Here is a 14,617-nt window from a genome sequence, read left to right on the forward strand (position 1 = left end):
GTGTATAAGAGACAGCTCCTTGAGGGAATCAGATTCCCTCAAGGAGCCCTTCACGGACATCGGGCAACGCGGCCCCGCGGGTGCGGGGATCGTGGCAGACTCGGCAGATGCGTGGGTGGGGGGCGACGCCGTGGACGCGGGCGCCGAAAACGGGGTGGCGGCAACCAGCGGTCGTAGTGGCCGCCATCGCGGCGGCGGTGCTCGTCGCGCTGCCCGCCGCGGCGGTGGCGCTGTTTCTGTCCTCGGCCGGGAACGCGACCCTGCACGACCAGATGAACCGGGCGTGCCAGTGGGCGGTCGGCGCGGAGTGGATCGGCGGCCTGCCGATGTCCCAGCCGTATCCGGGCGCCACGGGGCCGACCGGGAAGGCGCTCGACGACGCCCGGCTCGCTGTCGCGCGTGACGCCGCCCGGGACGTGCCACGGCTGTCCGGAGTGCGGTCGACGCTCTCCAGCAGCGCGAAGGTCAACCCGGTCCGGCCGGGCTCGCCGAATCCGGAGCAGTCCGCGACCTGGCTGGTCTACCAGGACGATTTCGCCGCGCACCTGCAGGTCCTGGAGGGCGGCAAGGAGCCGGGCATCTGGGTGTCGAGCCAGTTCGCGCAGGCGCGCGGGCTGCACGCGGGCGACCAGGTCGTGATCCAGGGCGGCTGGGCGCCGAGGACGGGCGTGCCGCCGGGCGCGCCGGTGGCGACGATGCCGGTCGCGGCGGTGTACCGGGACCTGCGCGAGCTGCCTGACCAGCCGTTCTGGTGTCATCTGCAGTCGCTGTACCGGCCGAATCCGCTGAGCGAGGCTCCGGTGTTCCCGGTGGCGTTCGTGTCGCGGGACGCGCTGTTCGGGCTGACCCCGGCCGACTCGGGGCTCGGCAGCTTCCTCGAGGCCTCAGTCGACCAGAACGGGCTGACCACGGAGAACGCGCCGGCCGCCATCGCCGGGCTGGAACGGGCACGGGCGCGCACCGAGAACCAGCCGGACCTGTTCGCGCAACGCGGCCGGATGCAGTTCACCTCGTCGCTGCGCGGCATCGCCGACCGGGCTGACCAGGTCGAATCCTCGCTCGCCTCGACGGTCGTGCCGATCGGCGTCGCCGGGTCGCTGACCGGGCTGGTCATCTCGGCGACGGTCGGGTCGTTCTGGGTCGAACGCCGCCGGGCCGAATTGGCGGTGCTGTCCGCGCGCGGGGCCGGGCCGGGCGCGCTGGCCGGGAAAGCGTTGCTGGAGCTGGGTTCCATCGCGCTGCTCGGCACTGTCGGCGGCTGGTTCGCCGCGCGCGGGCTGGTCAGCGCGCTGGGGCCGAGCCCGCTGGTGACGCCGTCCGCGCTCGGCTATTCGATCGGCGGCGCGGCGGTCGCGTTCCTGGCGACGCTCGCCGGGATCGCCGGTTCGGTCGTCCTGCGCACGCGGGCGATGTTCGACGCGCGCACCTCGCGGATCCGGCATCTGCCGTGGGAAATCCTCCCGCTGGTCGCCGCGGTGGTCTGCTACTTCGCGCTCGGCGACGGCACGCAGACCGGGCTCGGCCAGGCCGGTTCGGTCGCGCGGATCCCGCCTCGGCTGATCGTCGTGCCGCTGCTGCTGGTGCTGGGGCTGGCGATGCTGGTGACCCGGGTCGTGCGGCTGACATTGCCCCGGATACGCGCGGTGCGGCGAGAACGGGCCGTGGCGTTCCTGGCCTGGCGACGGCTTGCTTCGGCGCCGGCTGCGGCGGCCGTGCTGGTCGGGGCGACCGCGGTCCCGGTGGCGCTTTCGATTTTCGCCACCACGGTCACCGGCTCCGTCCAGCGCACGCTCGACGACGAGGGCCAGCTGGTGGTCGGTTCAGATGTCGTGGTGCATTTGACCGGTCCCGCCGCGATCCCGCCCGGCCTCAGTGGACAGTCCACATTGGTCGATCGTTACGACTCGGCGTATCTGGGCAGCAAGACGGTGAACGTGCTCGGCGTCGACCCGGCGACCTTCGGCTCAGCCGCGTTCTGGGACGACCACTTCAGCGGACCGACGCTGGCGGAGCTGCTCGACCAGATGTCCGGCGACACCCCGGTCGGCATCATCGCCGGGGTCCCGGACGCGCCCGAGCAGGCGACGCTCAGCATCGGTGGCAAGGACCTGCCATTGCGCGTCGTCACGGTGGCGCAGCTGCCTGGGAAGAGCGCCGGGTTCCCGGAATTGCTGCTGCGCAAGGACATTCTCGCCAAGTTCGCCGGAGAGAGCGTCCACCGCGAGCTGTGGGCGCGCGGCGATCCGGCGCAGGTGCTGCCGGAATTGGGCAAAGCCGGGGTTCCGGCCGGGACGGTGAGCCGCGCGACCGACGTCACCGCGCACGGCGTGTACGGCGGAGTCACTTACACGTTCGCGTTTCTGACCGCAGTGTCCGCTTTGGTCGGTGTGGTTGTCCTAGTTGGACTCTTGCTGTATCTCAACGCCCGGGCGCGCGCCCGCCGCGGCGCGTACGTGCTGCTGCGCCGGATGGGGATCACCTCGGGTGCGCATTGGCGGGCGCTCGCCTACGAGGTCGGCGGGCTGCTGGCGGCCGGATTCGCTGTGGGCGTCGGGTTCGCGGCCATCGCGGTCTCGGTGACCTACGAGGGCTACGACCTCGATCCGTCGACACCGCCGGGCACCGTGATCCCGGTTCCGTGGGGGCCGGGCGGGCAGTTGCTGCTCGCGGCGGTGGTCGTCGCGCTTGTCGTTACTTACGCGGCCCAGCGCGCGGCTGCGCGGGCGTTGCCTTCGGAGGTGTTGCGTGACACTGCCTGATCAACCACTGCCTGATCAAACACTGCCTGATGCTGTTCGAGGTACCGGATTGACCCACAGCTACCGCACGGCCGGTCGTTCGCTGACCGCATTGCACGAGGTCTCGATCGCCGCCGCGCGCGGTCGGATTACCGCGCTGGTCGGGCCTTCCGGATCGGGCAAATCGACCTTGCTGCGGATGCTGGCTTGCCTGGAACGGCCGGACGAGGGCCGGGTCGAGGTCGGCGGCACGGACGTCACCGCGTTGTCCGCCCGGGCCCGCCGGGCGGTACGGCGGCGGCGGATCGGTTACGTGTTCCAGAATCCCGTCGACAATCTGCTGGATTACCTGACGGTGCAAGAACATCTGGAGCTGGCGGCGAAAATGCGCGGCTCCGGGCTTTCGCTGTCCTTGCTCGACCGGCTGGGCCTGGACGACCGCCGCGGCCACCGTCCGCGCCAGCTTTCCGGCGGCGAACAGCAGCGAACCGCGCTCGCCTTCGCCACGGTCGGCGACCCGGACGCGGTGCTGGCGGACGAGCCGACCGCGCAACTGGATCGTTCGTCGGCCGGATTGGTCGCGGAGGCGTTCCGTGCTTTGGCCGAGGCGGGCCAGACCGTCGTGGTCGCGACGCACGACCCCGTGCTGGCGGAAGCGGCGGACGACGTGGTGGAACTCGTGGACGGGAGGGTCCGGTGAGTGCCTTGCTCAGTCTGTCCGACGTAAGCCGTTCCCATGGCGGGATGCCGGTGCTGCGGCACACGAGCCTGGACCTGACGGCGGGCGAACTGGTCGCGCTGACCGGCCCGTCCGGCTCGGGCAAAAGCACTTTGCTGATGATCGCGGGCGGCTGGGACACGCCGGACAGCGGGACGGTCACTGTGCACCCGCCGATGCCGGAGGCGCCGGTTTCAGAGCAGCCGTGGCACGCGCTGGCCTTTGTGCCGCAGTCGATCGCGCTGTTCGAGGAGTTGACGGTCGCCGACAACCTCGCTTTCGCCGCGCGGACCGCGACCGAGCCGCCGGATCAGTCGAAACTGCTGGAAACCCTGGACTTGGCGAAGCTGGCCGACCGCCTGCCGAGCGAGGTATCACGCGGGGAACAGCAACGGGGCGCGGTGGCGCGAGCGTTGGCGGCGGGACCGTTGGTGCTGCTCGCGGACGAGCCGACGTCGCATCAGGACCGTGCGCACGCGGAGATGGTGCTGACGGCTTTGCGCCAGGCAGCGGATCGCGGGACGGCGGTGCTGGTGGCGTCCCACGATCCGCTGCTGGCCGAGCACGCGGACCGCGTCGTCGCGGTCGGCGAGTGAGTCAGTCCACTTTGGACGGGTGCCGCGCGAGGGCGGTCACCTGGATGTCCATGTACGGGAACAGCGGCAGGTTCGAGAGGATCTGGTGCAGCTCGTCGTGGTCGGCGACGTCCAGCACCGAGTAGTTCGCGTACTCGCCCGCGATCCGCCAGATGTGCGGCCATTTCCCGCTGCGCTGCAGCTGCTGGCTGTACTCCTTCTCGCGCGCGATGAGGGCGTCGCGGACCGCCGGGTCCAGGTCCGGGGGAAGGCGGACGTCCATCCGCACGTGGTAAAGCATGAGTCTCCTGCCGAATCAGAGGGCGGAATCAGGCGGGGTCGAGGACGAAGCCGTACTCGATGGTCTCGCCGTCGCCGGACGGCTGCGGGTCGAGCAGCAGTTCCGGCTTCACCGCGGACGCGATGTCGTCGTCGTTGTGCTCGTCGCCCGGGAAGTACAGCTGCGCGGTGAGCAGTTCGTGCCCCGGCGCGGACACCTTGACGTGCAGGTGCGCCGGACGCCAGGCGTGCCAGCCCGCCGCCGCGATCAGCTTGCCGCACGCGCCGTCGGTCGGGATCTGGTACGGCGCGGGGCGCACGGTGTGGATCTCGAAGCGGCCTTCGTCGTCGGCGGTGAACGTGCCGCGCAGGTTCCACTCCGGGATGTCCGGCGCGAACTGCGAGTACAGCCCGTCCGCGTCCGCGTGCCACAGTTCGATCTTCGCGCCGCTCAGTGCCGCGCCGGTGGTCGAGGTGACCTGCCCGGTCCAGGTGAGCGCGGTGCCCGGCTCGTTCTCCCGCGAGGGGACCGAACCGCGCGCGCCCTGTTCGGGGGCGTCCGGCACGTAATAGGGGCCCTCGATGGTGCCCTTGTTGCCCTGGCGGTGCTCGGTGGCGACGTCCTCGACGACGTGCTCGACCCAGACGTCCAGGAACAGCGGCCATTCGCCGTCCTCGCCGACGCTGATCAGCCACGACTTGAGCGCGTTGTACTCCTCGTAGGTCACCTTGTGCTTGCGGATCGTCGAGTGCACGGCCTCGAGCACCTCGCGGGCCAGCAGGCTGACCCGTTCCTTCGGGGTGCCCGCGACGCCGGCGAGCTTGTCGCTCTTGAACCGTTCGGTGGCGTTGGCTCCGGACGCGGCGGCGGTGGGGGAATGCGTGGCAGTCATGAATCCTCCTTGATCCATCGGGGGTTTCCGGCTCAGCGGTCTTGCCGGTAGTGCCGGAGCTTGCCGGGGTCGAGTGCGGCGCCGAGGCCGGCGCCGGGGCGGATGACCAGTTCGCCGTCCGCGATGCACAGCGGTTCGGCGAGCAGGTCGTCGGTCATGTCGAGGAAGTTGGACAGTTCGCCGGGACGACGCGAGGTCAGCTCGTACGCCGCTCCAAACGCGACAGTGCACAGTGAACCGAGCTGGCCGTCGATCTGGTTGCCCATCACCACTTCCAGCCCGAGGCCCTCTGCGAGATGGTGCGTGCGCTGCGAACGCGTGAAGCCGGTGCGGGCGGTCTTGATGCTGATCGCGGTGGCCGACCCGGAGAGGATCTCGCGGGTCACGTCGGCGGGGGTCACCGCGGACTCGTCGGCGATGAATGGAATGTCCAAATGGGACACGAGCCAGCGGCGGCCGAGCACGTCGTCGGCGGGGCACAGCTCCTCGGCGAAAAGCAGGTCGAGATCGGCCATTTCCCGCATCGCGCGGGCGGATTCCGCGGCGGTCCAGCCGCGGTTGCCGTCCACGTAGAGGTCGACCTCGGCGCCGAACCGTTCCCGCAGTGCGCGAACCACTGCGGTGTCAAGGGAAACCGGACGGCGGCCGACCTTCACCTTGAACGTCGTGATGCCGTAGCTGTCGCGAATCCGCTCCGCTTCGGCAACCATCGCGGCAGGCTCGTCGAACCCGAGCATGTGCGACACCTTCATGCGGTCGGTGTAGCCCCCGAGCAGTTCGGTGACCGAGACGTCGAGGCTTTGCCCCAGCGCGTCCCAGATCGCCATGTCCAAAGCGGACTTCGCCGCCGGATTGCCAACGGTGCGGGAAAGCCGGGCGTGCACCGTCTCGCGTTCGAGCAGGCTCAGGCCGACTACCTGCGGCGCGAACACCGTCTCCAGCACGGCGACGATCCCGGCTTGGGTCTCGCCGTAGGTGAACGGCCGCGGCGGCGCTTCGGCAACGCCGACCACACCGTCGTCGGTGTGCACGCGGACCAGCACGTGTTCGGCCGTGTGCACCTCGCCGGAAGCGAAACGCAGCGGTTTGCGGTAGGGGATGGCGAACGGAATCGCCTCCACCCGGGTGATCTTCATCGTGTCCTCCCTGACACGGGCACTTCGACGGGGAACAGCTCGCCGAGCGCGTCGAGCACGGCCGGGACCAGTGCCGAGGCCCGGTCGCGGTGCCAGGCGAGCGCGAGCTGGACGGTGGCGGCGCCGGCGAGGTCGCGGAACACGACCCCGGCCAGCGGCAGCGCCCGCGCGGACGCGGGGACGACGCCGACGCCGAGACCACCGGCGACCAGGGCGAGCAGCACCGCGGTGCCGGCCGCTTCGTGCTCGCGTTGCGGGGTGAATCCGGCGTCGCGGCAGCTGCGCAGCACCGCTTCGTTGACGACGGAGTAGCTGGCGGGGTAGGTGACGAAGGCTTCGGCACGCAGATCGGTCATCGACACCACTGGTTCCACCGCGAGCCGGTGGTCGGCCGGGACGGCGAGCACGAGCGGCTCGGTCTCGATGACGTGCAGGTCGAGGTCGCCGCCGGTGACCGGCGGACGCAGCACGCCGATGTCGAGCGTGCCGTCGCGCAGCTGTTCGCACTGCTCGCCGGTGAGCAGGTCGGCGTGCACTTCGAGTTCGACCTCGGGCAGCCGGTGCTGCAGCGCGCGGGCGACCTGCGGCAGATGCGACAGCGCGGCGGTGCCGGTGAAGCCGATCCGGGCGAGCCCGCGGCGGCCGTCGGCGATGCGCCGGGCCCCGCGCGCGCCCGCCTCGACGGCGTCCAGGATCCGCTGGGCCTCGGCCAGGAAGAACCGGCCGGCCGGGGTGACCTGCACCTGCCGCGTCGTGCGGCTCAGCAGGGCGACGCCCAGCTCGTCCTCCAGCTGCCGGATCGCGTGCGAAAGCGCGGGCTGGGCGAGGTGCAGGCGTTCGGCGGCGCGGCCGAAGTGGCAGGTCTCGGCGACGGCGGCGAAGTACCGCAGGTGGCGCAGTTCCATCGGGGGCTGCCTCCTCACCGGCTCCTCGCGTGGTCTCGCTCACCGTAAGTTCCGGCATTGAGTGAAGACAAGGAGCGGTTTGCGTGCGATTGATAAATGTCATCGAATAATCACACCCTAGGTCAGGACTGGGTCTTGCCCTGGTGTGACCGCGGGCACGGGATGGCACAGTGCGGGGAACGCCCTGCTGGGGAGCCGATCAGTGCAGATCAGAGGCCCGTTGGAGGAGTCATGACCGAGATGCTGGACCACGCCGCTTCCGTAGTCGCGGACGCGGTGGTGGAGGACCCGGAGGCGGGCGTCTACCGAGCGAACCGCCGGATCTTCACCGACGAGGAGATCTTCGAACTCGAGATGAAGCACATCTTCGAGGGCAACTGGATCTACCTCGCCCACGAGAGCCAGCTGCCGAATCCCGGCGACTACTTCACGACCACGATCGGCCGCCAGCCCGTCGTCCTCACCCGGGACAAGGCCGGCGAGCTGCACTGCCTGATCAACGCCTGCGCGCACCGCGGCGCGATGATCTGCCGGCGCAAACGCGACAACCGGCCCACGCTGACCTGCCCGTTCCACGGCTGGACCTTCCGCAACGACGGCAAGCTGCTGAAGGTCAAGGACCCGGACGGCGCGGGCTACCCGGAGTCGTTCGACACCGACGGGTCGCACGACCTGACGAAGGTCGCCCGGTTCGAGTCCTACCGCGGGTTCCTGTTCGGCAGCCTGAACCCGGACGTGCTGCCGCTGACCGAACACCTCGGCGACGCCACGAAAGTGATCGACATGCTCGTGGACCAGTCGCCGGACGGGCTCGAAGTGCTGCGCGGCGCGTCGACCTATACCTACGACGGCAACTGGAAGGTCCAGGCAGAGAACGGCGCGGACGGCTACCACGTCACCGCCACGCACTGGAATTACGCGGCCACCACAGCCCGGCGCAATACCGGCGAATCGGCCAACGACACGAAGACCCTCGACGCCGGTTCGTGGGGCAAGTCCGGCGGCGGCTACTGGTCGTTCCCGCACGGGCACCTGTGCCTGTGGACCTGGGCGGGCAATCCGCAGGACCGTCCACTGTGGCCGCGGATGGCGGAGCTGAAGGAGAAGTACGGCGACTCCAAGGGCGAGTTCATGGTGCGCGGGTCCCGGAATCTGTGCGTGTATCCCAACGTGTACCTGATGGACCAGTTCTCCACGCAGATCCGGCATTTCCGGCCGATCGCGCCGGACAAAACCGAGGTCACCATCTACTGCATCGCGCCGAAGGGCGAGAGCGCCGAATCGCGGGCGTGGCGGATCCGGCAGTACGAGGACTTCTTCAACGCCTCGGGGATGGCGACGCCGGACGACCTGGAGGAATTCCGGTCCTGCCAGCTCACTTTTCGCGCGACGGCCGCGCCGTGGAACGACATGAGCCGCGGCGCGCGGCATTGGCTCACCGGGCCGGACGAGGTCGCGTCGTCGCTCGGGCTCGACGGTGTCGTGTCGGCCGGGCAGAAGAACGAGGACGAGGGCCTTTATCCGGTGCAGCACGGGTATTGGCAGGAGACCATGCGCGCGGCGATCGCCCGTGAGCAGGCTGTTCGAGGAGAGACCCGATGACCGCCGCCGCCGAGAAGACCATCACCCAGCATGACGTCGAGCAGTTCCTTTACCGCGAGGCGCGGTATCTGGACGACCGCGAGTTCGAGAAGTGGCTGGAATGCTACGCCGACGACGTCGTGTACTGGATGCCTTCCTGGGGCGACGACGATCTGCTCACCGAGGACCCGCAGCGCGACATTTCGCTGATTTACTACCCGAACAAGGGCGGCCTTGAGGACCGGGTGTTCCGGATCCGCACCGAACGCTCGAGCGCGACGTCGATTCCGGAACCGCGGACCAGTCACAACATCTCGAACGTCGAACTGATCGAGCGGCACGGCGATCTGGTGGACGTGCGGTTCAACTGGCACACGATGTACTTCCGTTACCACACGGTCGATCCGTATTACGGGACCTCGTTCTACACCGTCGACTTCTCCGGTCCGTCGCCGTTGATCCGGCGGAAGACGGTGGTGCTTAAGAACGATTACATCCACCACGTCGTCGACGTGTACCACTTCTGAGCGGAGGCGGTCATGAACCACCGGATCGCTCTGTCCTTTGAGGACGGTGTCACCCGCTTTGTCACGTGCGCGCCGGATCAGACCGTCGCGGACGCGTCGTACCGGCAGCGCATCAACATTCCGCTCGACTGTCGCGACGGTGCGTGCGGAACCTGCAAGGCGTTCTGCGAATCGGGGCAGTACGCGGGCGGTTCCTATCTCGAAGATGCCTTAAGCGCGGACGAGGCCGAGCGCGGGTATGTGTTGCCGTGCAGTATGAAGCCGAAGTCCGATCTGGTGTTGCAGATCGCGAGCACGTCGGCGGTCGCGAAGACGCAGGCTGCTGAGCATCACGGGACTCTTGTCGCGCTGGACCGGCTTTCGCCGACGACGATGTCGCTGACGGTGGAGATCCGTGATCGGGATCGGCTCGCGTTTCTGCCGGGGCAGTACGTGAACATCACCGTTCCGGGCACTGAGGTGACGCGGTCGTACTCGTTCAGCAATGCGCCTGAGGACGAGCGGCTGACCTTCCTGGTGAAACTCACGCCCGGCGGCGTGATGTCGGACTACCTCACTGGACGGGCGAAATCCGGCGACGACCTGACGTTCACCGGGCCGCACGGGAGTTTCTTCCTGCGTGAGACGGACCGGCCGGTGTTGTTGCTGGCCGGAGGTACCGGGCTCGCGCCGATTCTGTCCATTGTGCGCACTATGCGTGATTCTGGCGTGACCAGGCCGGCGCATCTGGTGTACGGCGTGAGCACCGACGACGATCTGGTGGAGACGGCGACGTTGGAGAAGCTTGCCGGCGAGGTTCCCGGGCTGACCTGGGACTACTGCGTTTCGGATCCGGAGAGTGCCGCGCCGAACAAGGGCTATGTGACCACATTGATCCGCGACGAGCACCTGCACGGCGGCGACGTCGCGGTGTATCTGTGCGGTCCGCCTCCGATGGTGGAGGCGGTGCGAGGGCATTTCGCGTCGGCCGGGTTCGAGCCGACTGGGTTCTATTACGAGAAGTTCGCGCTCGCGGCACCGGTCCGCGCGCCGGAGATTCCGGTGCAGCCGGTGGTGGTCGCCGATCCGGAACCCGAGCCGGAGCTGGAATTCGTCGCGGGCCGCGCGCTGGCCGGGCAGGAGCTGTTCCCGACCGTCGAACTGGCCCCACTGCGGGCCGGAGCGGCGCTGTCCGCGGCGGAAGAAGCACGGGTCGCGCGCACGATCGCGGGGCAGGAAATGCTGCCCGCGGCCGACGAAACGCCGGGCGAGTACGAAATCGGCGAGGAACACCCGTCGGTGCACGAATCGGACGCCGTTTTCGAGGCCCGGCAAGCACTCGAACTGGGTGCGCTCGAATTGACCATCGGACGGCTGACGTCGGGCCAGCTCGCCGGATATCGGCTGCTGGCCGAGTCGACAGTGCCCTATGTGGACGGTGACCGCTTCCTGGACGCCGCCGCCTACACCGAAACCAACGCGGCGTTCCACGACTATCTGTTCACGCTCACCGGCAACGAGCACCTGCTGCAGGCGTATCAGGCACTTGGCGTGAAAGGCCACATGGCTGAGACACTGCGCAACGCGACTTGGTGCCATCCACGCTGCACGCAGGACCACCTGGACCTGGTCGCGGCGTTCGAGTCCGGCGACCGAGCGACCGCGCGACGGCTGGTGGCCGAGCACGCGGAACGATCGAAGGTCACCACCCGGCGGGCGATGGGCGGTGCCGCTGAAGGGCCGAAGTTCCTGTCGCCGGGGCGGTTCGCGGGCAAGGTCGTGGTGGTCACCGGCGCCGCGCAGGGGATCGGCGAGGCGACGGCCCGGCGGATCGCCGCGGAGGGCGGCGCGCTGGTGCTCGCCGACCGGTCCGGACTGGTCAGCGGCTTGGCCGACGAGCTGCCCGAGGCCGCCGCGGTCGTCGCCGATCTGGAGACCTGGGAGGGCGCGCAGGCGGTCGTCGAGGCGGCCTTGGCCCGGTTCGGCCGGATCGACGTGCTGGTCAACAACGTCGGCGGCGCGCTGCGGTTCAAGCCGTTCACCGAGTTCGGCCCGGACGAGATCGAGGCCGAGCTCCGCCGGTCCCTGCTGACCACGCTGTTCTCCTGCCGGGCCGCGCTTCCGTCGATGGCGCAGCGCGGCGGCGGGGTGATCGTGAACGTCTCGTCGGCGGCCACCCGCGGCATCCACCGGATCCCGTATTCGGCGGCGAAAGGCGGGATCAACGCGCTCACCGCGTCGCTGGCGTTCGAGTACGCCGACGCCGGCGTCCGCGTGGTCGCGACCGCGCCGGGCGGCACCGAAGCCCCGCCCCGGCGGATTCCGCGCGGCGGCCCCGATCCGGCCACTGACCAGGAACGGGAGTGGTTCCAGGCGCACATCGACCAGACTGTCGGGTCGTCATTGCTCAAGCGGTACGGCACCCTGGACGAGCAGGCCGCGGCGATCGCGTTCCTGGCCTCGGACGAGGCCTCGTACGTCACCGGCACCGTCCTGCCCGTGGCCGGGGGCGATCTCGGCTGACGGCGGCATCCGGCGAAGCGGGGAGGACCGTGACGACAGCGGCGGAGGAACTGGCCGGCCTGCTGTCCCAGGCGGGGCGCGCGGTGCTGCTGTGCGGTCCGGCCGGATGCGGGCGCACCACGCTGGCGCGACGGGCCGCCGGCGCGTTCCCCGGGCCGGTGCTCTGGGCGACCGCGGCCGAATGGGAGAGCGGCAGCGTGTTCGCCGTGCTGCAGCAGCTGTTCCCGGACCTTCCCGCGGACGGCGGGCCGCTGCCGGTCGCGGGGCGGATCGCGGCGGAGCTGGTGCCGGGGACGCTGCTGGTGGTCGACGACGCGCAGCTGTCCGATGTGGACTCGATGCGGACGCTGTCGTCGCTGCTGCGGCACCATCCGGCGGCGCGGGCGACGGTGTTGCTCACCGCGGCGACGGGGGATGCTCGCGCTCGTGCGGATGTTCTGGAACTGCTCGCGCGGATGTCCGGTGACGAGGTGCGCGTGCCGCCTTTGGACGCCGCTGAAGTGTCCGAAATGGCCTCGGCGCGCGGAATCGCCTTGCATCCGACGATGGCTGAGCGGTTGTGTCGGCACACTCTTGGCCGGCCGCGCTATGTGGTGCAGCTGCTGACCGAGGTGCCGCGGGCTACCTGGGCTGGGTTCGATCCGAACCTGCCTGCTCCGGTCGCTGTCACTGCTTCGGTCCGGGAGCGAGTTTCGCAGCTTTCTCCTGCGGCGGAACGGTTTGTCGCGGCAGTTGCGGTGCTCGGTGCTGGTGCGGCGGTGCGGTCGGTGGCGTCGTTGGCGGATCTTGAGGGGGATCCGCTGCCGGTGCTGGACGAGGCGTGTGCTGCGCGGCTGGTCGAGCTCGCGCCGCGTGGGCTTGCCGAGGTGTCGCCGCCGGATCCGATGGTGCGGGCGGCGGTGCTCGCCGGGCTGGGGCCGGAGCGGCGGTCGAAGCTGCAGCGGCGGGCGGCGGAATTGGTCGAGGATCCGGCGCGGAGTTTGCGGTTGCTGGTCGCGGCGAGTCCGGTGCCGGACGCGGGTGTCGCGGAGCGGCTTGATGCGCTGGCGGTGGAGCGGGCCGCGGAGGGGGCTTGGGGGACGGCTGCGGTATTGCTCAACGATGCTGGGCGGCTTACTGAGGATGCCGAGCTGCGGCAGGCTCGGATCACTCGGGCTGTCGACGCGCTGATCGGTGCCGGCGATGTGTTTCGGGCTGCTGCGCTTGCCCCGGAAGTCGAGAGCATGCGGGAGACGCCGTTGCGGGATGCGGTCCTTGGCTATCTCGCGGTGGTGCGGGGTCGCGCTGCTGAAGCTGGCGGCCGGTTGAGCCGGGCTTGGGATATCGTCAACGCTTCGCGGGATCCGGAGACGGCCGCGTTGATTTGTCAGCGGTATGTGCTTGACGCGCTTTGCCGGTATTCCGCTGAGGATCTCGTGCGGTGGGCGGACCGGGCGATTGAGCTGGCTGTGCCGGAGACGCCTGCCGCGGTGGAGGCGGCGGCGATTCGGGGGCTGGGGCTCGCGGCTTCGGGGCGGGCTAAGCAGGCTCGGCGGGATTACGGGCAGTTGTCCGAGCGGATTCGGCATGGTGCGCAGGCTCAGCGGGTCGTCATGGCGCGGGGGTGGCTGAATCTGCTGACGGATCGGATCGACGATGCCCGGGTCGATTTGGAAAGTGCGGTGCCTACTAGTTATCTGGGCGGGTCGGCGCGGATTTCCTTGTGGGCGCAGGCTTGGCTGGCGCGGACGTTGTTCTTGAGCGGGGAGTGGGACGACGCTCTGCGGGTGGTTCGGGAAGCGCTTGTTTTAGTCGACCGGACGGGGATTGTGGTTACCGCGCCGTTGCTGCACTGGACTTCGGCCGCGGTGCATGCGTTGCGCGGGGACCAGGGTCGGGCTGAGGAGGCGTTGCTGGCTTGTGCTGCTGGGTCGCAGGATTACGAGATCATGCGGGTTCCGGCTTTGTTGGCGCGGGCGCAGGTTGCTGAGGCGGCGGCGGATTCTGCCGGGGTGTTGCGGGCGTTGCATCCGTTGACTCGGTTGTCGTCGGCTACTTCGGTGGACGAGCCTGGGCATTGGCCTTGGCAGGATCTCTATGCCCATGCTCTTGTCCTGAGTGGACGTTCTGAGGAGGCGGATGTGTTTCTGGCTCCGCATGAGCGGGCGGCGGGGAAGCGGGAGCATGCTTCGGCTCGGGCTCGTCTTGCCGCTGCTCGGGGGCGATTGCTGGGGGCGCGTAATGATCATGTGGGGGCGGTGGCGGCGTTTGATGCGGCGGTGGAGTTGATTGCGGGGTTGCCGCTGCGGTACGACCAGGCTCGGATTGCGTTTGCTTATGGGCAGACTTTGCGGAGGTTGGGACGGCGGGCTCGGGCGGATACGCAGCTGGTTGCCGCTCGGGACGGGTTTGCTTCTATGGGGGCGGTGACGTATGTGGCTCGGTGTGAGCGGGAGTTGCGGGCTGGCGGGGTGCATTTGCCGCGGGGTGGGGTGGATTTGTTGACGCCGCAGGAGGAAGCGGTGGCGCGGATGGTGGCTCGGGGGCAGTCCAATCGGGAGGTGGCTGCGGAGTTGTTTTTGTCGGTGAAGACTGTGCAGTATCACTTGACTCGGATTTATGCGAAGTTGGGGATTCGGGGGAGGACTGAGTTGGCTGTGTTGCGGTCTGGGGAGGATAGGTGAGGCGGCTCGTCGCCTGGCGGCGACATCGGCCCTTGGTTGCGTGGGGCACCCCGAAGCTTGATTGTGCTGACGGTCTGGGGGTGCTTGTCAAGGCGGGAAA

General features: G+C 69.2%; 11 protein-coding genes. 7 read left to right on the plus strand and 4 right to left on the minus strand.

The window, feature by feature from the left end; translation table 11 throughout:
- Positions 1-107 precede the first annotated feature (107 nt).
- From ACFXI3_RS45545 to ACFXI3_RS45555, 3 genes are read left to right on the plus strand one after another with little or no spacing between them, the layout of a single operon-like run.
- Positions 108-2,759 (plus strand): ABC transporter permease, encoded by a 2,652-nt coding sequence (locus tag ACFXI3_RS45545; RefSeq protein ID WP_378408346.1) that lies wholly within the window; start codon positions 108-110, stop codon positions 2,757-2,759.
- Between the two features lie 49 nt (positions 2,760-2,808).
- Positions 2,809-3,438, plus strand: a complete 630-nt coding sequence (locus ACFXI3_RS45550; RefSeq protein ID WP_378408348.1) for an ABC transporter ATP-binding protein — start codon at positions 2,809-2,811, stop codon at positions 3,436-3,438.
- Positions 3,435-4,052, plus strand: a complete 618-nt coding sequence (locus tag ACFXI3_RS45555) for an ABC transporter ATP-binding protein (protein ID WP_378408350.1) — start codon at positions 3,435-3,437, stop codon at positions 4,050-4,052. Before ACFXI3_RS45550 ends, ACFXI3_RS45555 begins: the two co-directional genes overlap by 4 nt.
- A 1-nt stretch (position 4,053) precedes the next feature.
- Here ACFXI3_RS45555 and catC read toward each other — a convergent pair whose 3' ends face one another.
- Genes catC through ACFXI3_RS45575 form a run of 4 tightly spaced genes read right to left on the minus strand, consistent with a single transcriptional unit; the run spans position 4,054 to position 7,244 of the window.
- On the minus strand, positions 4,054-4,332 hold the full coding sequence (gene catC, locus ACFXI3_RS45560) for a muconolactone Delta-isomerase (protein ID WP_037367634.1): 279 nt from the start codon (positions 4,330-4,332) through the stop codon (positions 4,054-4,056).
- A gap of 28 nt (positions 4,333-4,360) precedes the next feature.
- A complete protein-coding gene (gene catA, locus ACFXI3_RS45565) occupies positions 4,361-5,203 on the minus strand; it encodes a catechol 1,2-dioxygenase (RefSeq protein ID WP_378408352.1) in 843 nt (280 codons plus the stop codon).
- Between the two features lie 32 nt (positions 5,204-5,235).
- Complete coding sequence (locus ACFXI3_RS45570) at positions 5,236-6,339, minus strand: mandelate racemase/muconate lactonizing enzyme family protein (RefSeq protein WP_378408354.1); 1,104 nt, start codon at positions 6,337-6,339, stop codon at positions 5,236-5,238.
- On the minus strand, positions 6,336-7,244 hold the full coding sequence (locus ACFXI3_RS45575; RefSeq protein ID WP_378408356.1) for a LysR substrate-binding domain-containing protein: 909 nt from the start codon (positions 7,242-7,244) through the stop codon (positions 6,336-6,338). Before ACFXI3_RS45575 ends, ACFXI3_RS45570 begins: the two co-directional genes overlap by 4 nt.
- Positions 7,245-7,475: 231 nt before the next feature.
- Here ACFXI3_RS45575 and benA point away from each other — a divergent pair, with 231 nt between their 5' ends.
- From benA to ACFXI3_RS45595, 4 genes are read left to right on the plus strand one after another with little or no spacing between them, the layout of a single operon-like run.
- Positions 7,476-8,846: a benzoate 1,2-dioxygenase large subunit gene (gene benA, locus ACFXI3_RS45580; RefSeq protein ID WP_378408358.1), complete on the plus strand. Its 1,371-nt coding sequence runs from the start codon at positions 7,476-7,478 to the stop codon at positions 8,844-8,846.
- Complete coding sequence (benB, locus tag ACFXI3_RS45585; RefSeq protein WP_344285087.1) at positions 8,843-9,352, plus strand: benzoate 1,2-dioxygenase small subunit; 510 nt, start codon at positions 8,843-8,845, stop codon at positions 9,350-9,352. Before benA ends, benB begins: the two co-directional genes overlap by 4 nt.
- 12 nt (positions 9,353-9,364) lie before the next feature.
- Positions 9,365-11,854 (plus strand): benzoate 1,2-dioxygenase electron transfer component BenC, encoded by a 2,490-nt coding sequence (gene benC / locus ACFXI3_RS45590; RefSeq protein ID WP_378408360.1) that lies wholly within the window; start codon positions 9,365-9,367, stop codon positions 11,852-11,854.
- 29 nt (positions 11,855-11,883) lie between these two features.
- Positions 11,884-14,517, plus strand: coding sequence for a LuxR C-terminal-related transcriptional regulator (locus ACFXI3_RS45595; RefSeq protein ID WP_378408362.1), 2,634 nt, complete (start codon positions 11,884-11,886; stop codon positions 14,515-14,517).
- Positions 14,518-14,617 lie beyond the last annotated feature (100 nt).

Source organism: Amycolatopsis sp. NPDC059235, assembly GCF_042754125.1.
Lineage (GTDB): Bacteria > Actinomycetota > Actinomycetes > Mycobacteriales > Pseudonocardiaceae > Amycolatopsis > Amycolatopsis albidoflava.

Excerpts from the sequence above, each read along its gene's own strand:
- ACFXI3_RS45545 (WP_378408346.1), top strand. The coding sequence starts at position 108 with ATGCGTGGGTGGGGGGCGACGCCGTGGACGCGGGCGCCGAAAACGGGG.
- catC (WP_037367634.1), bottom strand. The coding sequence starts at position 4,332 with ATGCTTTACCACGTGCGGATGGACGTCCGCCTTCCCCCGGACCTGGAC.
- catA (WP_378408352.1), bottom strand. The coding sequence starts at position 5,203 with ATGACTGCCACGCATTCCCCCACCGCCGCCGCGTCCGGAGCCAACGCC.
- ACFXI3_RS45570 (WP_378408354.1), bottom strand. The coding sequence starts at position 6,339 with ATGAAGATCACCCGGGTGGAGGCGATTCCGTTCGCCATCCCCTACCGC.
- ACFXI3_RS45575 (WP_378408356.1), bottom strand. The coding sequence starts at position 7,244 with ATGGAACTGCGCCACCTGCGGTACTTCGCCGCCGTCGCCGAGACCTGC.
- benA (WP_378408358.1), top strand. The coding sequence starts at position 7,476 with ATGACCGAGATGCTGGACCACGCCGCTTCCGTAGTCGCGGACGCGGTG.
- benB (WP_344285087.1), top strand. The coding sequence starts at position 8,843 with ATGACCGCCGCCGCCGAGAAGACCATCACCCAGCATGACGTCGAGCAG.
- benC (WP_378408360.1), top strand. The coding sequence starts at position 9,365 with ATGAACCACCGGATCGCTCTGTCCTTTGAGGACGGTGTCACCCGCTTT.